The 19,386-nt window shown below is 69.8% G+C and carries 19 protein-coding genes; 14 read left to right on the top strand and 5 right to left on the bottom strand.

Annotation, left to right across the window (positions count from 1 at the left end; translation table 11 throughout):
• The 7 genes from ABD810_RS37040 (at position 1) to tsaD (ending at position 5,468) form a co-directional block, all read left to right on the top strand.
• Positions 1 to 1,152, top strand: coding sequence for an alpha/beta hydrolase (locus ABD810_RS37040; protein WP_344952145.1), 1,152 nt, complete (start codon positions 1 to 3; stop codon positions 1,150 to 1,152).
• Between the two features lie 100 nt (positions 1,153 to 1,252).
• A complete protein-coding gene (tsaE, locus tag ABD810_RS37035; RefSeq protein WP_344952142.1) occupies positions 1,253 to 1,735 on the top strand; it encodes a tRNA (adenosine(37)-N6)-threonylcarbamoyltransferase complex ATPase subunit type 1 TsaE in 483 nt (160 codons plus the stop codon).
• A 276-nt stretch (positions 1,736 to 2,011) separates the two neighbouring features.
• Positions 2,012 to 2,542 (top strand): hypothetical protein, encoded by a 531-nt coding sequence (locus tag ABD810_RS37030; protein WP_344952139.1) that lies wholly within the window; start codon positions 2,012 to 2,014, stop codon positions 2,540 to 2,542.
• 22 nt (positions 2,543 to 2,564) lie between these two features.
• Positions 2,565 to 3,113 (top strand): class F sortase, encoded by a 549-nt coding sequence (locus ABD810_RS37025; RefSeq protein ID WP_344952137.1) that lies wholly within the window; start codon positions 2,565 to 2,567, stop codon positions 3,111 to 3,113.
• A gap of 195 nt (positions 3,114 to 3,308) precedes the next feature.
• Positions 3,309 to 3,977: a tRNA (adenosine(37)-N6)-threonylcarbamoyltransferase complex dimerization subunit type 1 TsaB gene (gene tsaB, locus ABD810_RS37020; RefSeq protein ID WP_344952600.1), complete on the top strand. Its 669-nt coding sequence runs from the start codon at positions 3,309 to 3,311 to the stop codon at positions 3,975 to 3,977.
• Positions 3,974 to 4,444 (top strand): ribosomal protein S18-alanine N-acetyltransferase, encoded by a 471-nt coding sequence (gene rimI / locus ABD810_RS37015; RefSeq protein WP_344952134.1) that lies wholly within the window; start codon positions 3,974 to 3,976, stop codon positions 4,442 to 4,444. Before tsaB ends, rimI begins: the two co-directional genes overlap by 4 nt.
• Complete coding sequence (gene tsaD / locus ABD810_RS37010) at positions 4,437 to 5,468, top strand: tRNA (adenosine(37)-N6)-threonylcarbamoyltransferase complex transferase subunit TsaD (RefSeq protein ID WP_344952131.1); 1,032 nt, start codon at positions 4,437 to 4,439, stop codon at positions 5,466 to 5,468. The genes rimI and tsaD overlap by 8 nt, the downstream gene beginning before the upstream one ends.
• A gap of 70 nt (positions 5,469 to 5,538) precedes the next feature.
• Here the strand turns inward: tsaD and ABD810_RS37005 are convergent, their stop codons facing one another.
• Positions 5,539 to 7,056 (bottom strand): coiled-coil domain-containing protein, encoded by a 1,518-nt coding sequence (locus ABD810_RS37005; RefSeq protein WP_344952128.1) that lies wholly within the window; start codon positions 7,054 to 7,056, stop codon positions 5,539 to 5,541.
• Between the two features lie 202 nt (positions 7,057 to 7,258).
• Positions 7,259 to 8,461: a class I SAM-dependent methyltransferase gene (locus ABD810_RS37000; RefSeq protein ID WP_344952125.1), complete on the bottom strand. Its 1,203-nt coding sequence runs from the start codon at positions 8,459 to 8,461 to the stop codon at positions 7,259 to 7,261.
• Between the two features lie 304 nt (positions 8,462 to 8,765).
• Between ABD810_RS37000 and groES the strand changes: the two genes are divergently transcribed.
• From groES to ABD810_RS36980, 4 genes are all read left to right on the top strand, one after another.
• Complete coding sequence (groES, locus tag ABD810_RS36995; RefSeq protein ID WP_012887898.1) at positions 8,766 to 9,077, top strand: co-chaperone GroES; 312 nt, start codon at positions 8,766 to 8,768, stop codon at positions 9,075 to 9,077.
• Between the two features lie 108 nt (positions 9,078 to 9,185).
• Positions 9,186 to 10,805, top strand: coding sequence for a chaperonin GroEL (groL, locus tag ABD810_RS36990; protein WP_344952122.1), 1,620 nt, complete (start codon positions 9,186 to 9,188; stop codon positions 10,803 to 10,805).
• Between the two features lie 308 nt (positions 10,806 to 11,113).
• The gene (locus ABD810_RS36985) at positions 11,114 to 11,740 is read left to right on the top strand and encodes a sigma-70 family RNA polymerase sigma factor (RefSeq protein WP_344952596.1); all 627 of its coding nucleotides are present in this window, start codon (positions 11,114 to 11,116) and stop codon (positions 11,738 to 11,740) included.
• Between the two features lie 56 nt (positions 11,741 to 11,796).
• On the top strand, positions 11,797 to 11,940 hold the full coding sequence (locus ABD810_RS36980; protein ID WP_344952119.1) for a hypothetical protein: 144 nt from the start codon (positions 11,797 to 11,799) through the stop codon (positions 11,938 to 11,940).
• On the opposite strand, the gene ABD810_RS36975 is transcribed toward ABD810_RS36980, so the two are convergent.
• Positions 11,901 to 12,278, bottom strand: coding sequence for a DUF5319 domain-containing protein (locus ABD810_RS36975; RefSeq protein WP_344952116.1), 378 nt, complete (start codon positions 12,276 to 12,278; stop codon positions 11,901 to 11,903). The genes ABD810_RS36980 and ABD810_RS36975 overlap by 40 nt on opposite strands.
• 442 nt (positions 12,279 to 12,720) lie before the next feature.
• Between ABD810_RS36975 and guaB the strand changes: the two genes are divergently transcribed.
• Positions 12,721 to 14,199: an IMP dehydrogenase gene (gene guaB, locus ABD810_RS36970; protein ID WP_344952113.1), complete on the top strand. Its 1,479-nt coding sequence runs from the start codon at positions 12,721 to 12,723 to the stop codon at positions 14,197 to 14,199.
• Between the two features lie 216 nt (positions 14,200 to 14,415).
• Positions 14,416 to 15,534 (top strand): GuaB3 family IMP dehydrogenase-related protein, encoded by a 1,119-nt coding sequence (locus tag ABD810_RS36965; RefSeq protein ID WP_344952110.1) that lies wholly within the window; start codon positions 14,416 to 14,418, stop codon positions 15,532 to 15,534.
• An 846-nt stretch (positions 15,535 to 16,380) separates the two neighbouring features.
• Here ABD810_RS36965 and nagA read toward each other — a convergent pair.
• Positions 16,381 to 17,526 carry an N-acetylglucosamine-6-phosphate deacetylase gene (nagA, locus tag ABD810_RS36960; protein WP_344952107.1) on the bottom strand — a complete coding sequence of 382 codons (1,146 nt, stop codon included), beginning with the start codon at positions 17,524 to 17,526 and terminating at the stop codon, positions 16,381 to 16,383.
• Entirely contained in the window at positions 17,523 to 18,404 is an 882-nt protein-coding gene (locus tag ABD810_RS36955; protein ID WP_344952104.1) for an SIS domain-containing protein, read from the bottom strand. Before ABD810_RS36955 ends, nagA begins: the two co-directional genes overlap by 4 nt.
• A gap of 120 nt (positions 18,405 to 18,524) precedes the next feature.
• On the opposite strand from ABD810_RS36955, the gene ABD810_RS36950 reads away from it, so the two are divergent.
• Positions 18,525 to 19,295: a DeoR/GlpR family DNA-binding transcription regulator gene (locus tag ABD810_RS36950; protein WP_344952101.1), complete on the top strand. Its 771-nt coding sequence runs from the start codon at positions 18,525 to 18,527 to the stop codon at positions 19,293 to 19,295.
• The last annotated feature ends 91 nt before the right edge of the window (positions 19,296 to 19,386 follow it).

The following is a 19,386-nucleotide window of genomic DNA, read 5'->3' as shown; positions in this document are numbered from 1 at the left end:
ATGTCCACACGGCGCAGGGTCGGGATCGCAGGGGCGGTCTTCGGCACCGCTTCGGCGAGTCTGGCGGCGGCGGCCCTGGCCAAGAGGTACGCCGTCGGGCGCATCCGCTTGCGGCCCGACCTCGAGGCGAGCGAGCCCTTCGGCGAGCTACGGGGCCGCCCGGCAACGGTGAAGACCTCTGACGGCGTCGAGTTGTACGCCGAGGTCGACGGGCCGGAGGACGCCCCGCTGACGATCGTGTTCTGCCACGGGTACACGTTGAACCTCGACTCGTGGCACTACCAGCGGCGTGATCTGCGTGACACCTACCGCCTGGTGTTCTGGGACCAGCGGTGCCACGGGCGCTCGGCCCGCACCCCCGCCGAGGACTGCACGATCGACCGTCTGGGCGCCGACCTGGCGGAGCTTCTCAAGGCGCTGGTGCCGGGCCCGTGCGTGCTGATCGGCCACTCCATGGGCGGCATGACGGTCATGGCGCTGGCCGACCGGCATCCCGAGCTGTTCGGGGAGAAGGTCCGTGGCGTCGCCCTGATCTCCACCTCGGCGGGGAAGCTGGCCGAGCTGACCCTGGGGCTGCCGGCCCTGATCTCCAAGGTGGTCCACTGGGCGGCGGCGCCGGCGGTGTCGGTGCTCGGGCGCCGTTCGGCGCTCGTCGACCGGGGCAGGCAGGCGGGCAACGACGTGTCGTTCCTGGCGCTGCGCTACCTCGGATTCGGCGATCCCTCGACCATCAGCCCCACCGTGGTCGACTTCGCGGAGTCGATGATCCGTTCCACGCCCACCGACGTGATCGCCGACTTCTATCCGGCGCTGATGTCCCACGACAAGCTGGCGGCCCTCGACGTGCTCGACAAGGTGCCGACCGAGATCATCGTCGGTGACAAGGACTGGCTGACCCCGCCCGACCACAGCAAGTCGATCAACGCGGGGCTGCCGTCCGCGCGCCTCACCGAGGTTCCCGGCACCTCCCACCTGGTGCTGCTCGAGAAGCCCGCCATCGTGAACGACGCGATCGCCGAGCTGCTCAAGAGGGTCAAGGACGCCGAGCCGGACGGGGTCGTCGAAGGCATCGAGCGGCTCCGGGACACCGGCGGCGCGCCACCGCAGCGCGTACGGAGGCTGCGCAGGCGTGCGGAGGGGGAGGCGTCATGAGGCGGGCGGGGAAGGGGATTCGATGACACACGCGGGGGAGCAGGTCCGATGACACACGCGGGGAGGCAGGTCCGATGAGGCGTGGGGGGAGGGCGGTTCGATGAGGCGTGCCGCCACAACCGAGGACATGCGGTCGCTGGGCGAGGAGCTGGCCCGCCTGCTGGGACCCGGTGACCTCGTGGTGCTGTCCGGCCCGCTGGGCGCCGGCAAGACGACCCTGGTGCAGGGCCTGGCCGAAGGGCTGAAGGTCCGCGGCCCGATCACCTCGCCGACGTTCGTGATCGCCCGGGTCCATCCGTCGCTGACGGGCGGTCCCGCGCTGGTCCACGCGGACGCCTACCGCCTGGGCGGGTCGCTGGAGGTCGACGACCTCGACCTCGACGCCTCCGTGGACGACTCGGTGACCGTCGTCGAGTGGGGCGAGGGGCTGGTGGAGAACCTGGCCGACGACCGGCTGGAGATCTCCATCGAGCGCGGCGACGCGGGGGACGAGCGCCTCGTACGGCTTCGCGGCGTCGGCCCTAGATGGGCTGACGTGCCCGCTTTGCTAGATCAGCCGAGTTCCGCTGATCTAGACCGGTAATCTAGCCAACCTTGACGCAGGCCTATATTGCTATGGATCATCTTAATGAAGATCGTTCCAATGGATTGGCCTGTTTTTTCTGGGTATGCAGGTGGAGTAACACCTAGGCGTGGTCGTATCGGGCGGGGTCGAAATCGTACGGCGAAGTGGAGTGCGACGGTGCACAGGGTCGGGCAGGTCGCGGTTGCTGGAGCATTCCTTCTCTTAGGTGGTGTCGCATGTACGGCCGAGGCCCAGTCCGGTGGCTCGGCGCCCACGGCCACACCCACGCCATCGGTGAGCCGTCAGAACATCCGTGTCCAGGTCATCCCCGTCAGCGTGCAGAGCGGGGCCACGAGGTCGATCAGGGTCCGGGCCTTCTGCCCCCTCCCTCAGGGGGGCACCGACTACCGCGCGACCGCTCGCTCCGACTCCTTCACCGGTGTCGTCACACTGACCCAGCCACCGCCCGCCACCCCGGCCGCGTCCTCGTCCCCGGTGACGGCGGACCCCTCGCCCGAGGTCCACGGCTTCGCCCTCATCGACGAGGACGCCAAGCCCGGGCGCTACACGGTCGAGGTCAAGTGCGAGGGCACCAACGACACGGGCAGGACCACGCTGACCCTGACCGCCAGGCCCAGCCCCACTCCCACCGTGACCCGCATCGTGCCGACCCGGGCCCCGCGGGCAGGCGGCGGCGGCACGGCGGCCGGTGCGCAGCCCGCCGACGAGCCGGCGGGCATCCCTGCGGGCGTGACGGTCGTGGCGCTCCTCGCGGCTCTCGGCGGCGGCGTCGCGGTGGCGCGCCGCAGGTCGAAGGCCCGCTGACCGTCGATCCTGCCTCCCCCCGATGGCTGAATCAAAGTGGTTGAAGATCGTGGTGGCCGGGTTCGTCACCGGCACGATCATGTTCGCGCTCAGCGGCCGTGACCGGCAGGCCGAGACGCAGCCTGCCGCCGCGACGCCCAAGCGGCTCGACATTCCGTCGCTGAACCTGAAGGCCCCGCTGATGAAGCTCGGGCTCGCCGACGACGGGGAGATCGAGCTGCCGCCGTTCGAGAAGCCGGCGATGGCGGGGTGGTTCGACCAGAGCGTGGTGCCCGGGGACTCCGGAGCCTCGGTGATCATCGGCCATGTGGACACCAAGACGGCGCCCGCGGTGTTCTACCGCCTGCACCAGGTCAAGAAGGGCGCGGTCGTCAAGGTCGTCCGCAGTGACGGCAGGGTCGCGGAGTACAAGGTCGACGCCATCGAGCAGGTCTCCAAGGAGCGCTTCCCGGCCCAGCGCGTGTACGTGGAGGACGGCCTGCGCCTGGTGACCTGTGGCGGAGCCTTCGACCGGAAGACCCACGAGTACCTCGACAACATCATCGTCTACGCCTCGCGCCTGGAGACCTGACCCCGTCCACGCCTGGCAACCTGACCCCGCCCGCGGCCGGAGACCTGACCCCGTCCGCTGGGGAGACCTGACCCCGTCCGCTGGGGAGACCTGACCCGGTCCGCGTGGGGAGATCTGACCCCGTCCGCGGCCGGAGTCGGCCTGCCGCCGCGCCGGCGGAGCGAGCGCGAGAAAACACGGCTACGCTTGACATTCGTGCTGGTCTTGGCCTTCGATACCGCAACCCCGGCCGTCACCGTGGCTCTCCACGACGGTGACCGCGTGCTCGCCGAGTCGACGACGATCGACGCCCGCCGCCATGGCGAGCTGCTCATTCCCTCCGTGGAGCGGGTCCTGCGAGAGGCGGGCGTCCGCCTCCACGACGTGACCGCGATCGTCGCCGGTTCTGGTCCCGGGCCGTACACCGGTCTGCGTGTCGGGCTGATGACCGCCCAGGCGCTCTCCTCCACGATGGGCGCCCCGGCGTACGGCGTGTGCACTCTGGACGCGCTCGCCTACGCCGGCGGCCTGGCCGAGCCCTTCATCGTCGCCACCGACGCGCGGCGCAAGGAGGTGTTCTGGGCGCGCTACGCCGACATGCGCACGCGGCTGTCCGAGCCCTCGGTCGACCGGCCCGAGCACGTTCCGGGCGAGCTGCCGCTGTTCGGGGCCGGCGCTCGCATGTACGCCGAAGCCCTGGGGGAGGGGCGGCTGGTGGTGGACGCTCCCGACTACCCCCTCGCCGGAGCGCTGGCCGCGCTCGCCGCCGAGCGCCTCGCCGCGGGCACCGGCACGGTGGACGGGGTGCTCACTTCGCCCAGCCCGATCTACCTTCGCCGGCCGGACGCCAAGGTGCCAGGTCCGCCGAAGAAGGTGACCACATGACGGCCGCGACGCTGCGAAAGATGACCGAGGCCGATCTGCCGGCCGTCATGAAGATCGAGCGCTCGACCTTCCCTTTCGACGCGTGGAGCGAGGGCATGCTGCGCGGCGAGCTGGCCGACCAGCCCCGCACCCGGTACTACATCGTCGCCGTGGCCGATGAGGAGGTCGTCGGGTACGCCGGGCTGGCGGCGGCGGGCGACCAGGCGGATGTGCAGACGATCGCCGTGAGCGCCACGATGCAGCGTGCCGGCATCGGCAGCGCGATGCTGCGGGAACTGCTCACCGAGGCCACGCGCCGCGGCGCGACCGCGGTGTTCCTGGAGGTCCGCGCCGACAACCCGCCCGCGCAGGCGATGTACGAGGCCTTCGGGTTCGAGCGCATCGGCCTGCGGCGCGACTACTACGACGACGGAACCGACGCGATCATGATGATGAGGAAGCTGAGCGTGGAGAGCGGCAATGGCTGACGAACCACTGGTCCTGGGCATCGAGACCTCCTGCGACGAGACCGGGGTCGGCATCGTCCGGGGGCACACCTTGCTGGCCAACACCGTGGCCTCCAGCGTCGAGGAGCACGCGCGGTTCGGCGGTGTCGTGCCCGAGGTGGCCTCGCGTGCCCATCTGGAGGCCATGACCCCCACCGTGGAGCGCGCTCTGGAGCAGGCCGGGCTGCGGTTCTCCGACATCGACGCGGTGGCCGTGACCGCCGGTCCCGGCCTCGCGGGCGCGCTGCTGGTGGGCGTCGCCGCGGCCAAGGCGTACGCGCTGGGCATCGGCGTCCCGCTGTACGGGGTCAACCACCTGGCCGCGCATGTGGCGGTGGACCAGTTGGAGCACGGGCCGCTGCCCAAGCCGTCGATCGCGATGCTGGTCTCGGGCGGTCACTCGTCGCTGCTGCTCGTCCCCGACGTGGCCACCAACGTGATCTCGCTGGGCTCCACGGTCGACGACGCGGCGGGTGAGGCGTTCGACAAGGTCGCCCGGGTGCTCGGCCTGCCGTTCCCCGGCGGCCCGCACATCGACCGCGCGGCCGTCGAAGGCTCTGGCACGGCCGTCGCCTTCCCGCGCGGGAAGTACGACGACGGCACTCTCGACTTCTCCTTCTCCGGGCTGAAGACCGCCGTGGCGCGCTGGGTGGAGGCCAAGGAGCGTGCGGGCGAGGCCGTGCCCGTCGCCGACGTGGCCGCGTCGTTCCAGGAGGCCGTCGTCGACGTGCTCACGCGCAAGGCGCTGCAGGCGTGCCGCCGGTACGACGTGAAGGATCTGCTCATCGGGGGCGGTGTGGCCGCCAACTCCCGGCTGCGTGCGCTGGCTCAGGAACGGTGTGATGCCGCGGGCGTGCGGCTGCGTGTGCCCCGGCCAGGGTTGTGCACCGACAACGGCGCGATGATCGCTGCCCTCGGGTCGGAGCTCGTGGCCTCGGGAGTGAGCCCGTCGTCGCTCGAAATCCCCGCCGACTCCTCCTTCCCGATCACCTCCGTCGCGATGTGACCGCGATGGCCGGTCCGCGCGGTCGGATCGCCGGGCCGGGCCTGTTCGTGTGACCGGGGGGCCGCCCGGGTCAGTCCTTGGGGGTGCGGGTGGGGCGCAGGAGGGCCTCGGCCAGGGCCAGCATGGTCTCCTCCAACGCGCCCAGCCTGCGGGTGAGGTCGGTGTGGGTGGGCTGGATGATCCCGTCGACGGTCTCGGAAAGCTGATCGCGGTCGGGACGGGCCCGTACGAGGTCCATCAGCTCGGCCAGGGGCGGCATGGCGTCGGCGGCCTCCGCCAGCCGCCGGTCGATGGAGTCGAACCGCTTGCCCTGGTCGTCGCCCTGGGCGCAGATCAGCTCGCCGACGCGCTTGTGGACCTCGCCGACCTCCAGCAGGCCTGGTAGCTGGCCCACGCGCTGGTTGACGGCCTCCACGCGGTCGTCGACCATCTCGAGGCGCTCGTTGACCCCTTCGAAGCTTCCGTCGATCGCACCGAAGCGCTGGTCCTGGGCGGAAAGCCGCCCGTCGAGGTCGGTGAGCCGCTGGTCGAGCCCGGCCAGGCGGCCGTCGACGCAGGAGCCGGTGGTCTCGATGCGCCCGTCGACGCTCTTGAGCCGGATGTCGACGGTGTCCAGCCGCCCCTCGACGGCCCCCAGATGGCTGTCGACGGTGTCGAACCGCCCGGTCAGGCACTCGAACCGCCCCTCCAGGCCGTCGAACCGCTCACCGGCATCTGAGAGCCGCCTGTCGACGCCGTCGAACCTCGGGCCGAGGCCGGTGAGGTGGGTGTCGACGCCGTCGAGGCGTCCTTCGAAGCCCGCGAGCCGGCCGTCGACGCCGTCGAGACGGTCGCCCAGCCGGGTCTCCGCGTCCGCGAGCTGGGCCGTGATCCCGTCGACCTTGCCGGCCAGCTGCTCGACGGAACCGGTGAGCCGGTCGATCGCCGAGGCGAGCGTCTCCTCCAGGCCCTCGCTCAGGTCGAGGACGCCGCCCTCGAGCCGCTCGGTGCGCTGCGTGAGGTCGAGCAGCGCCTTGTCCACCCGGGTGAACCGGCCGCCGGCCGCCTCCATGCTGGAGTTGAGCTGGCCGAGCCGCCTGTTCAGCTCCTCCAGGCGCCCCGGGAGGGCCTGGCCCCCGTCGAGGACCGCCTGGATGCGCTTCAGGGACTCGGCGACCCCCTCCCGCACCGTGCCGAGGTCGGTCCACAGGCCGGGCAGCTCGGCGACGGGCTTGACGCGGTCGCCGACCAGCTCGATGCGGTCGCCGAGGCCGGCCACCCGGCTGCCCACCCCGTCGACGCGGTCGCGTACGACCTCGACGTGCTGGGCCAGGCCCTCGGCCCACGCCGGAGGCCGGATGGCCAGCTCGTCGAGCCGGCCGCTGACCCCGTCGAGGGCGCCGCTCAGGCCGCCCAGCTCGCGCTCCCGGACCTCCCGCAGCAGCCACTCCATGCCTTCGAGCCGCTGCCGGATCTCGTCGAGCACGGCCCCCTGGGTGCGCTGCTCGTACACATGGTCCTGGGCGGCCCTGGCCAAGAGCTCGCGCATCCGGTCGGAAATGGCGGTCTGGCTTCCCGCCTGGAGGAGGGTGTGGTTGGAATGATCCACCGAAAGCTCCTTCACTCGCGGGCGGTCGGCCGCACTGCGGTGGGATTGGTCCGGTTGTCTGGCGTGACGAATAAGGCGGGTAAACCGTGGATCAGGCAAAATCCCGCGCTGGCCAACTGTAGTCGCTCGGCAGCAGACTTTCGGGGCCGACTTTAAAAGATCGTGATTATCGCTGGATTGACCGGTTTGCCGTCTTCCCAGGTCAGGCGGGTTCGCAAATAAGCGCGAAAGGGCGCTCGCCTATCCGGGTAAGGGCCACAACGCACGATTTATCCCCAGAAAGCCGCAAATCTTTCCGCAGGCGCTCCAGGTCGACGGCCGAGCCGCGTTTCTTCAGCGTGACCGTGCCGATCCCGCGTTCGCGGAGCGCCGTACGCAGACGTTTCAACGAGAAAGGCAGCATTTCCAGGACTTCGTACCGCGAGGCCCACGGCGTGACGGCGGAGGCGTCTCCGGTGATGTAGGCGATGTGCGGGTCGAGCAGGTGGCCGTCCACCAGCGCGGCCACCTCGGCGACCAGGTGGGACCGGATCGCCGCGCCGTCAGGCTCGTACAGGTATCTCGCCACCGGCCCGTGCCCGGCCGTTCCGAGAGACGGGTCGGGGGTCAGCGTCTCCCCGGAGGGCAGCATCGTGGCCCTGCGGTCGATGTCCGTAACGGACTCCGGGCCGCCCGGCGGGGTCGCGGCCAGGGCGCCGGTCCACAGCACTGCTTCCTTGACCTCGCCGCGGTAGGACACCCATTCGGCCTCCGCGCCCGGCGGAATGAGCTCGTACGGGATGCCGGGCGCGACCTTCAGGCATGCGGCCGGCGCCCGGGCCACCAGATCGAGAACGGCGGGCCACGGCGGGGAGTAGGCCATCGGGTCGAAGACGCGCTTGCCGGTGGACCGCCTGGCGGGGTCGGCGAACAGCACGTCGTACGCCGCCGGGTCGACGTCGGCCGCGTCGGCCACGCGGACGGTGACGCGGTCGCCGAGGCCCAGCGCCACGGCGTTGGCGTGCGCGACCTCCACGGTGAGCGGATCGAGGTCGACGGCGTCGACCTCGCACCCGGCGCGGGCGAGCGCGATGAGGTCGCCGCCGATGCCGCAGCAGGCGTCGGCCACCCGCGTCCCCGGACGGAACCTGCGGGCGCGGTGGGCGCCCACCTCGGCGCGGGTGGCCTGCTCCAGGCCGTCGGAGGTGAAGTACATGCGGGCCGCGTCGGCGCCGAACTTGACGGCGCCGCGAGCCCGTAGCCGTGCCTGTGTGAGGGCGGCGGCGGTCAGCGACGCGTCGTAGGTCTTCCTGAGCCGGCTCGCCGCCACGACCGGGTCGGCGCCCTCCGTGACCGCCTCCACGGCGTCGCCGAGGGCCCGCTGCCCTCGTGGGGTGAGCAACTCGCGGAAGGCGTCGGGGTCCACGCCTCCCGACGCTACCGGGTGCCGCCACCCCCTCGGGAGGGAGTCCCAAATGTGGTCTACCATGCCCTCGGCCGGACATTTCGGGTGAGTTGCACGGCGGTCGAGCGTGGGTATGTGCACCGTACTGACCTGGGACGGCCTGTCCGTGTTGACTGTGTCGGCGGCCTTGCATACTGTTCAGTGTTGGCACTCGCCTAGTGAGAGTGCCAAGTCAAAATGCGACGAGGCAGGTCTGACACCCGCGACGGCAGGCCGCTGGTCGCCTCTTCAGCTCATCAACACAATCTGAAGGGGAGGTCCGATCGTGACGACCGCCACCAAGGTTCCCGTTAAGCCGCTCGGCGACCGCATTGTGGTCCAGCCGCTTGAGGCAGAGCAGACGACCGCTTCCGGTCTGGTCATCCCAGACACGGCCAAGGAGAAGCCGCAAGAGGGCAAGGTCCTCGCGGTGGGCCCGGGCAACTGGGATGAGGACGGCGACAAGCGGATTCCGCTCGACGTCAAGGAAGGGGACATCGTCCTCTACAGCAAGTACGGCGGTACCGAGGTCAAGTACGGCGGCGAGGAGTACCTCGTTCTCTCCGCCCGTGACGTTCTCGCGATCATCGAGAAGTAAAGCCCGGGGCGCGCAAGCGACCATCAGTACGGAGCCTTACACAAAATGCGTATCAAGCCCCGGGTGCTTCTCTGAAGGCCCGGGGCTCTGATGCTGAGAGGACCTTAAATGCCGAAGATCCTGGAGTTCGAGGAGGACGCGCGCCGTGCTCTCGAGCGTGGCGTGAACGCCCTCGCGGACGCCGTGAAGGTGACCCTCGGGCCGCGTGGCCGGAACGTCGTCATCGACAAGAAGTTCGGGGCGCCGACGATCACCAACGACGGCGTCACCATCGCCCGCGAAGTCGAGCTGGACAAGCCGTACGAGAACCTCGGTGCCCAGCTCGCCAAGGAAGTGGCGACCAAGACCAACGACATCGCCGGCGACGGTACCACCACCGCCACCGTGCTCGCTCAGGCGATGGTCCGTGAAGGCCTGCGCAACGTCGCGGCCGGAGCGTCCCCCCTGTCGCTGAAGCGCGGCATCGACCTGGCCGCCCGGGCGGTCAGCGACCGCCTGCTCGAGCTCGCCCGTCCCGTCGAGGACAAGAAGGAGATCGCCAATGTCGCGACGATCTCCGCTCAGGACGCCAAGATCGGTGAGCTGATCGCCGAGGCGTTCGACAAGGTGGGCAAGGACGGTGTCATCACCGTCGAGGAGTCCAACACCATGGGCCTCGAGCTGGAGTTCACGGAAGGACTCCAGTTCGACAAGGGTTACCTGTCGCCGTACATGGTGACCGACCCCGAGCGCATGGAAGCGGTGCTCGAGGACGCCTACGTCCTGCTGAACCAGGGCAAGATCACCTCCATCGCGGAGTTCCTGCCGCTGCTGGAGAAGGTGGCGCAGACCAAGAAGCCGCTGTTCGTGGTCGCCGAGGACATCGAGGGCGAAGCCCTGGCCGTCCTGGTCACGAACAAGATCCGTGGCACGTTCACCTCGGTCGCCGTCAAGGCGCCCGGCTTCGGTGACCGCCGCAAGGCCATGCTGCAGGACATCGCGATCCTGACCGGTGGCCAGCTCATCTCCGAGGAGCTCGGGCTCAAGCTCGAGAACGCCGGCCCCGAAGTGCTGGGCACCGCCCGCCGCATCGTGGTCACCAAGGACAACACCACCATCGTCGACGGAGCGGGCGACCCGCAGGCGATCCAGGACCGTATCCGCGAGATCCAGCACGCCATCGAGCAGACCGACTCCGACTGGGACCGCGAGAAGCTCCAGGAGCGCCTCGCGAAGCTCTCCGGGGGCATCTGCATCCTGCGCGTCGGCGCGGCCACCGAGGTGGAGCTCAAGGAGAAGAAGCACCGCCTCGAGGACGCCATCTCCGCGACCCGCGCCGCGATCGAGGAGGGCATCGTCTCGGGCGGTGGCTCCGCGCTCGTGCACCTGTCCAAGGACCTGGACGACCTCGGCCTCACCGGTGACGAGGCGACCGGTGTCGCCATCGTCCGCCGGTCGCTCGTCGAGCCGGCCCGGTGGATCGCCGAGAACGCCGGCCAGGAGGGTTACGTCGTCACCTCCAAGATCGGCGAGCTCTCTGCCGGCCACGGCTACAACGCCGCGACCGGACAGTACGGCGACCTGATCGCCGAGGGCGTCATCGACCCGGTCAAGGTCACCCGCTCGGCCGTGCAGAACGCCGCGTCCATCGCGGGCATGCTGCTCACGACCGAGGTCCTCGTGGTCGACAAGCCCGAGGAAGAGGCTCCGGCCGCCGGTCAGGGTCACGGCCACGGTCACGGCCACTGAGCCCGATCATTCGGCCGAAGTACGGCTCGCGTCCTGAGGGGGCGCGGGCCGTACTTTTTTGTTGAATCGATTTCACCCTCATCGATTTGATCCGGCGGTAAACCCGACCGCGCCGCCAAGCGTCCGCAAGACCGCGCGGATGTGCCTCCGAGCAGGCGCGACATCTAACAAATATCCAGCGAATTCGGTTCGCGAGTGAAATATGCAAACAGTCTTGTGTTCACTCGATTACCCAAGGTTATCGTCGCGTCAATGTGACCAATCCGTATCCATTCACAATGACGACATGCGCGATCGTGGCGGGCATCATGCCTAACGTGACCGAGGGACGCGTCGCCGACGCCAAGACTGGGGTAAGGCTTGCGACGAGATCGGATGAGTCCGACCTCAGGGAACTGACGAGCCTTGCCGTACAGGGGGATCGCACCGCGATCGAATCACTGCTGGGCCAGTTGCGCCCGATGGTGGTGCGCTATTGCCGTGCTCGACTGGGCCGGGTGTCCGGTCACTACCACATAGCCGACGACGTGGCACAGGAAGTGTGCATCGCGGTCCTTGCCGCGCTGCCGCGCTACCGCGACATGGGCCGGCCGTTCGCCTCGTTCGTCTTCGGCATCGCCTCGCACAAGGTCGCCGACGCGCTGCGCAGTTCTGTGCGCTCGGCCGTGCCCACCCAGGACCTGCCGGACGGTCCCGACCAGGGACCCGGGCCGGAGGAGACCGTGGTGCGCTACATCGAGGCCGAGCACGCCCGGGCGCTGCTCTCGCGTCTCCCGGAGAACCAGCGCGAGCTGATCATTTTGCGGGTGGTGTCGGGGCTGTCGGCCGAGGAGACCGGTAACGTACTCGGTATGTCACCAGGTGCGGTTCGCGTCGCCCAGCATCGGGCGCTCGCAAGGCTCAGGGCGATGGCCGACATGGAGTCGATAGCTTGACCGCTGTCCACTCAGCGCGATCGGTTCGAACACGCGGATCCGAGTCGGATTCGGAAGTGCTCAGGACGGACGCGATCATCGACAGGCTCTCCCGGCGGGAGCCGGTCGGCGAGCAGGACGCCGTGGTGACCCTGCTGCGCGCACTGACCGACGACGTCGATCAGTGGCTCTCCTCGGTGTCGATCACCCCGTCGACATAACCTCTGGCGTACTCCCAGCTGACGTAGTCGGCAGGGTCGGGCTCGAAGGCGGGCTCGTGGACCTGCGGCCGCCCGTGGTCGATCATCTGCCGGAGGTTTCCGCGTAGTAAGTCCCAATCGAAGTAGTGCTGTTCGCCACATTCAGGACAGTCGAGTACCAGCCCGAGCACACCCTGCGGCTCCAGCAACGAGCGAAAGACCTCCACATCGGCGAGGTCGGTGAGCGCCTCATCGCGCTCCGCCAAGGTCAGAGGCTCGCAGTCGTCGAGCTCACCCAGCGCCGAGGCAGGATCATTCGGGTCTTCCGCGAAGGGGTCACGGGGGACGTCTTCCAGCACGCATTCCACCTTATGACCCTCACCTACCCTGATGAGGGCAAGTGGTGGGGAAGCACTGCCTCGTAGAAGGCCGTATGGACACCCGCATGACCGGCCAGGCCGGTGACCAGCGACACCACACGCACCGGGGTCGTCCGCGAAGATCTCCCTGGCGGGTCGGCGACGGGCCGCCGAACCGCCGGGTCGTCCGGTGAACGTTTCACGCCGACGAGCGTCGCCTCACTGGCTTCAGCGTCGCCTCACCGGACCTCGGCCCCGGATCGCCAGACCTGAGCGGCCGGTCACCGATCTTGTGGGCGGCGGGTCGCTCAAGGAAGCGCGGGCGCCGGACCGGCCGGTTGTCCACAGGAGCTGCCAAGCCGGTGACCTGGGGGCCACTAAACTGACCGAGGGGGCCGGCGCCTTTCCCCACCCTGAGAGCGCCACGGCAGGAGGGTCGCAGATGGCCAAGTTCACCGAACCCGGGCTCACGTTCGACGACGTGCTCCTCGTTCCTGCGTATTCGGACTTGCAGCCGGGGGACGCCGACACCACTACCCGCCTGTCACGCTCGATCAACCTGAGCATTCCGCTGGTCTCCGCCGCGATGGACACCGTCACCGAGGCGCGCATGGCGGTGGCGATGGCCCGCCAGGGCGGCATCGGCATCCTGCACCGCAACCTGTCCATCGACGACCAGGCCCAGCAGGCCGACCTGGTGAAGCGCTCCGAGGCCGGCATGGTCACCAATCCGGTCACCTGTTCGCCCGAGAACACACTGGCCGATGTCGAGCTGCTCTGCGCGAGATACCGCATCTCCGGTGTTCCGGTGGTCGACCGTGGCGGCGTGCTCGTCGGCATCGTGACCAACCGCGACATGCGGTTCGAGACCGATCAGCGCATCTTGGTGCGTGACGTCATGACCCCGATGCCCCTGGTGACCGCCCCCGTCGGGGTGTCACGCGACGACGCTTTCCGGCTGCTGCGCCGCAACAAGGTCGAGAAGCTGCCCCTGGTCGACGCCCAGGGCCGGCTGCGCGGCCTCATCACGGTCAAAGACTTCACCAAGAGCGAGCAATATCCTCTTGCCACCAAGGATCCCGATGGCCGGCTGGTCGTCGGGGCGGCGGTGGGCGTCGCCGGCGACGCCGAGCAGCGCGCGATGGCCCTGATCGAGGCGGGCGTCGACGTGATCATCGTCGACACCGCTCATGGGCACTCGCGGGGCGTCTGCGACATGGTCGCCAAGATCAAGGCGAACGGCCGGGTCGACGTCATCGCGGGCAACGTCGCCACACGGGCCGGTGCCCAAGCGCTCATCGACGCCGGTGCCGACGCCGTCAAGGTCGGGGTCGGCCCCGGCTCCATCTGCACCACCCGGGTCGTGGCCGGAGTCGGAGCCCCGCAGGTCACGGCCATCCACGAGGCGTCGCTGGCCTGTGCTCCCGCGGGGGTCCCGGTGATCGGCGACGGCGGCCTTCAGTACTCCGGCGACATCGTCAAGGCGCTGACGGCCGGCGCCAACACCGTGATGCTCGGATCCCTGCTCGCGGGCTGCGAGGAGTCACCCGGTGAGCTGATCTTCATCAACGGCAAGCAGTTCAAGTCCTACCGCGGCATGGGCTCGCTCGGCGCGGTGCGCAACCGGGAGCGCGGCGGTTCCTTCAGCAAGGACCGCTACTCCCAGGAGGGCGTCACCAGCGAGGACAAGTACATCCCCGAGGGCATCGAGGGCCAGGTGCCCTACCGCGGCCCGGTTTCCGCCGTGGCCCACCAGCTCGTCGGCGGCCTGCGCCAGGGCATGTGGTACACCGGCTCCCGCACCATCGACGAGCTCCACGAGAACGGCATGCTGATGCCGATCACCTCCGCCGGCCTCAAGGAGAGCCACCCCCACGACATCCAGATGACGGTCGAGGCCCCCAACTACCACGGCCGCTGACAGCCGCCAGACCGCCGAGTGTGATCATGAGCGAACCGATACGGGGATCCATGACGAGCGCGTGGCGGGCACGCAGATCGGTGCGGCGTGAAGGGTGCGCCGGATCATTGCGACATGACGGCGCGCGGATAGAGATCTTCTAGGCGAGATGGCGGCGCACGCGGGTAGAGACCTACGAGCGAAGCGGCTTCTCCGAGTGACGGGAAAGACAAGAGCATGACTCAGGTAGAGATCGGGCGTGGCAAGAGCGGGCGCCGGGGTTACGCGCTGGACGAGATCGGCATCGTGCCGTCGCGGCGCACCCGCGACCCCGAAGAGGTCTCGATCGCCTGGCAGATCGACGCGTACCGGTTCGAGCTGCCGGTCGTGGTGAGCCCCATGGACAGCGTCGTCTCGCCCCAGACAGCCATCGACATCGGGCGTCTCGGCGGCCTCGCCGTGCTCGATCTCGAAGGGCTCTGGACCCGTTACGACGATCCCGCCTCGTTGCTGTCGGAGGTCGCCGAGCTTCGGGGAGAGGCCGCGACCAAGCGGCTCCAGGAGATCTACTCCACCCCCATCAGCGACGAGCTCATCGGGCGCCGCATCGAGGAGATCAGGTCGGCGGGCGTGACGACCGCCGCGCGCCTGTCGCCGCAGCGCACCGCCCAGCACTACAAGGCCGTGATCGACGCCGGGGCCGACATCTTCGTCATCCGGGGTACCACCGTCTCCGCCGAGCACGTCTCCGGCCGGGCGGAGCCGCTCAACCTCAAGCAGTTCATCTACGAGCTCGACGTGCCGGTCATCGTCGGCGGCTGCGCGACCTACACCGCGGCCCTCCACCTGATGCGCACCGGCGCCGCCGGCGTGCTCGTCGGATTCGGCGGCGGCTCCGGCCACACCACGCGCACCGTGCTGGGCGTGGCGGTGCCGATGGCCACCGCCATCGGCGACGTCGCCGCGGCCCGCCGCGACTACCTCGACGAGTCCGGCGGCCGGTACGTCCACGTGATCGCGGACGGCGGGATGACCAGCTCCGGCGACATCGCCAAGGCCATCGCCTGTGGTTCCGACGCCGTCATGGTCGGCTCGCCACTGGCCCGCGCCGCCGAGGCTCCCGGGCGTGGCCACCACTGGGGCTCCGAGGCCCACCACGGCGACCTGCCCCGTGGAGCCCGCGTCGAGGTCGGCACCATCGGCACCATGGAGCAGATCCTGCACGGCCCCTCCAGCGTCGCCGACGGCTCCATGAACCTCATGGGCGCGCTACGCCGCACGATGGCCACGGCCGGCTACTCCGACCTGAAGGAATTCCAACGCGTCGAGGTGGTCGTAGCCCCCCACGTCCACTGACACCACCGGTCCTCTGACGGAGGCCGGGATTCCGGGCCGAGTAGGATCCTCGGACAGGGCAGTCGGCTGCATGAACGGTTGGAATGGTCGGACTGGTCGGCGAGTATGGGCGCCGGCCACCCGCCCACCCCGGGTTGCCCGCCGTACTCGGCGCCGGGTTCACCGCGTCTCCTCCCGCCGCGTCGGCGCCGCAACACACCACCGGGGCGCCAGAGGTGGTCGGCGCCGTCTCCTCCCGCCGCGTCGGCGCCAAAACACACCACCGGGGCACCGAAAGTGATCGACGCTCGCATCCGCCGCGAGGTGAGCCGCGCGGTTCACTCGACCCTTCACCAACAAGACCTCACCTAAATCCGGCCCCATGACCCCCAGTTCGGTCGCCGCCTTCAGGTTCTTAGCTCGCGATCATGTCTCGTCACGATGGCTTGCGGTCCGCAACCCCCGTTACCGCTGGGACTTCTCGACCGGCGCCGATGCGGCGGGGGGCGGGGCGGTGAAGCCGGCGCCGTCAGCGGCGGGTGACCGGGGGTGGGTGGGTGAGTCGGGGCCAATTCTCGCCGGACCATTTCATGGGTTCCTCGCCGAACCGTTTCACGGTTGATGCCTGCTGAGGCTCGGGTCGGCGGGCTGGAGGTGGGGATTTCCTCCCGGTGCCGGGAGCGTGCGGTGCGGCGCCGATGCGGCGGGGGGCGGGGCGGTGAAGCCGGCGCCGTTAGCGGCGGGCGGCCGGGGGTGGGTGGGTGAGTCGGGGCCAATTCTCCGCGAACCTTCCCATGGGTTCCTCGCCGGACCTTCCCATGGGTTCCTCGTCGGACCTCTTCATCTACAAGACCTGCGAGTCGCGGATCACCGTCCGGCAGGCGGGCTTTCGAGCCAGGTGCCCTGTCTCATGACGGCGTGGAGGGTGAGGTCGTCGTCCAGTACGACCAGGTCGGCGTCCTTGCCGACCGAGATCGACCCGACGCGGTCGTCCACGCCCAGGACGCGGGCGGGGGTGAGCGAGGCCATCTCGGCGGCCTCGGCCACCGGCAGCCCGACTTCCAGTACGGCGCGGCGGAAGGCGATGTCCATGGTCAACGTGCTGCCCGCGATGGAGCCGCCCTCCACGAGCCGGGCGACGCCGCCCGACACCTCCACCTCCATCGACCCGAGCCGGTAGGTTCCATCGCCCATGCCGGTGGCCGCCATCGCGTCGGTGATGAGCGCCGTGCGGCTGCGGCCGGCGACCGAGGCCGCCAGCCTCAGCATCGCCGGATGGACGTGCACCCCATCGTTGATCAGCTCGACCGTCACCCGCTCGTCCTCCAGCAGCGCGGCCATCGGCCCCGGCTCGCGATGGTGCAGCGGGGGCAGGGCGTTGAAGAGGTGGGTGGCGACCGTGCAACCCGCCTCGATGCCGGCGATGGCCTGCTCGTAGGTGGCGTCGCTGTGCCCCAGGGCCGCGATCACACCCTCGGACACGGCCGTCCGGATGGTGTCGAGACCGCCGGGCAGCTCAGGGGCGATGGTGAGCATCCGTACGTGCCCCCGCCCGGCCTTGAGCAGCTCGGACAGCTCCCCGGCCGAAGGGTCGCGCAGAAGGGCGGGGTCGTGCGCGCCGCAGCGGGCCCGGGCGATGTACGGCCCCTCGAAGTGGATGCCCGCCAGTAGCCCGTCGTCGCACAGGTCGGCAAGGAGGGCCGTGGCCCGGGCGATGTCGGCGAGCGACGCGGTGACGAGGCTCGCCATGATGGTCGTGGTGCCGTGCCCGGCGTGGAAGGCCGCGACCCGGCGCGCCTCCTCCTGGTCGCCGGAGGGGAACGAGCCTCCGGCTCCGCCATGGGTGTGGATGTCGACGAACCCGGGGACGACGTACCGCCCGCCCAGGCTGTGCCCGTCACGGGGGGCCTGACCCTGGCCGATGTGGGTGAAGCGGCCGTCCTCGATGGTGATCCAGCCCTCGTGCACCCCCTCAGGGGTGACGACACGGGCGTCGGCGAGTGTGATGCTCATGGGGACAGGATCACAGATCGGGTCAGGTGCAGCGGCTGGTCGGGGTCCAGTCCCTGGGCGTGCGCACGTTCCACGGCGGCCCGTTGTACCCGTACGAGCTCGGCCATGGGGTCGGCGTCGCGGGTGACGAACGTGCCTCCCGCTTTGCGCACGGCGTCGGCCAGGCCATCCGGGGCGACACCGAGCATCCAGGTGACGCGGCCGGGTCCGGCGATGCTGATCGGGCCATGGCGGTACTCCATGGCGGGGTAGGCCTCGGTCCACGCGCGGGAGGCCTCCCGCATCTTCAGCGCCGCCTCCTGTGCCAGCCCGCAGGTCCAGCCCCGGCCGAGGAAGGAGAACTGCTCGGCGCGGACGAGCTCCGCGGGAACGGGTTCCGTGATCGCGTCCCGCGCGTCGGCGATCGCCCGGGTGAGGTCCTCGCCGAGGTGGGTGCGGAGCAGAGCGAGCTGGGAGGTGGCGAATCGGGTCTGGACGACGGACTTCTCGTCGGCGAAGTCCAGCACGACGGCCTCGTCCGCGAGCGTCATGACCGGGGTGTCCGGATCGGCGGTGATGACCGTGGTCCTGATCCCCGTGCCGCCGACCCGGCGCAGGAGGTCCAGCACCTCGGTGGTCGTGCCGGAGCGGGTCAGCGCGAGCACCCTGTCGTACGACCGGCCGAGAGGGGCTTCCGAGGCGGCGAAGGCGTCGGTCTCCCCGTGACCCGCGGCCTCACGAAGAGCGGCGTACGCCTGGGCGATGAACCAGGAGGTGCCGCAGCCGGTGACGGCCACGCGTTCACCGGGCCGGGGCAGCGTCGCGGTCCCGGCAAGCTCGGCCGCGCGGCTCCAGCAGGCCGGTTGAGAGGCGATCTCGGTCTCGGTGTGCGAAGTCACGGTCACCCCCTCCTGCTGTCCTGTTCTGCACTTTTTATAGCAGGATCGAGCAGGAATGTGCATAGCGGTGATGGGGCAATGTGGTGTGCCAAGTCAGGTCGTGTGCCACGCTTTGGGACCATGAGCCGGTATGAACGCTGGAACGCTCTGCTCGGGCTCCTGGCTCAGCAGGGACGCCTGACGGTCGAGGAGGCCGCGGCGACGCTCGACGTCTCGACCGCGACCATCCGGCGTGACTTCGACGAGCTCTCCCGGCAGCAGATGCTCATGCGGACGCGTGGTGGCGCCGTCGCCCAGAGCGTGAGCTACGACCTTCCGCTCCGCTACAAGACCGCCAGGCACGCCGGTGAGAAGCAGCGCATCGCCGAGGCGGCGGCCGGGCTGGTCCCACCGGGCGCCGTCGTCGGCATGAACGGCGGCACGACGACCTCCGAGGTCGCCAGAACGCTGGCCCTGCGCGCCGATCCCGCCACCCGGCTCACCGTCGTGACCAACGCACTCAACATCGCCGCGGAGCTGACCGTACGGCAGAACGTCAAGCTGGTCGTCACGGGCGGGGTGGCCAGGCCGCAGTCCTACGAGCTGATCGGACCGCTGTCCACCGGGGTGCTGGAGCAGGTCACCCTGGACATCGCCTTCCTGGGCGTGGACGGCATCGACGTCGAGACGGGGGCGTCCGCCCACCACGAGGGTGAGGCGAGCGTGAACAACCTGCTGATCGGGCGGGCCGCTCGCGTCGTGGCCGTCGCGGACGCGTCCAAGATCGGCCGCCGGGCCTTCGCGAAGATCTGTGCCGTCGACCGCATCGACGTGCTGATCACCGACGTGGGCCTCTCCGACGCCGCGACCGGCGCCTTCATCGAGGCGGGTGTCGACGTGGTGAGGGTCTGAGATGCGTCCCAGGACCTGCCGGGCCGGTGAGGGCCTGAGATCCGTCCCCCAAGACCCTGTCGGGGCGGTGAGGATCGGATGTCCGGGAACC

It is taken from the genome of Sphaerisporangium flaviroseum (assembly GCF_039537005.1).
Taxonomy (GTDB): domain Bacteria; phylum Actinomycetota; class Actinomycetes; order Streptosporangiales; family Streptosporangiaceae; genus Sphaerisporangium; species Sphaerisporangium flaviroseum.
The sequence above is the reverse complement of the archived record's forward strand: the minus strand, read 5'-3'. Positions and strand labels throughout refer to the sequence as shown.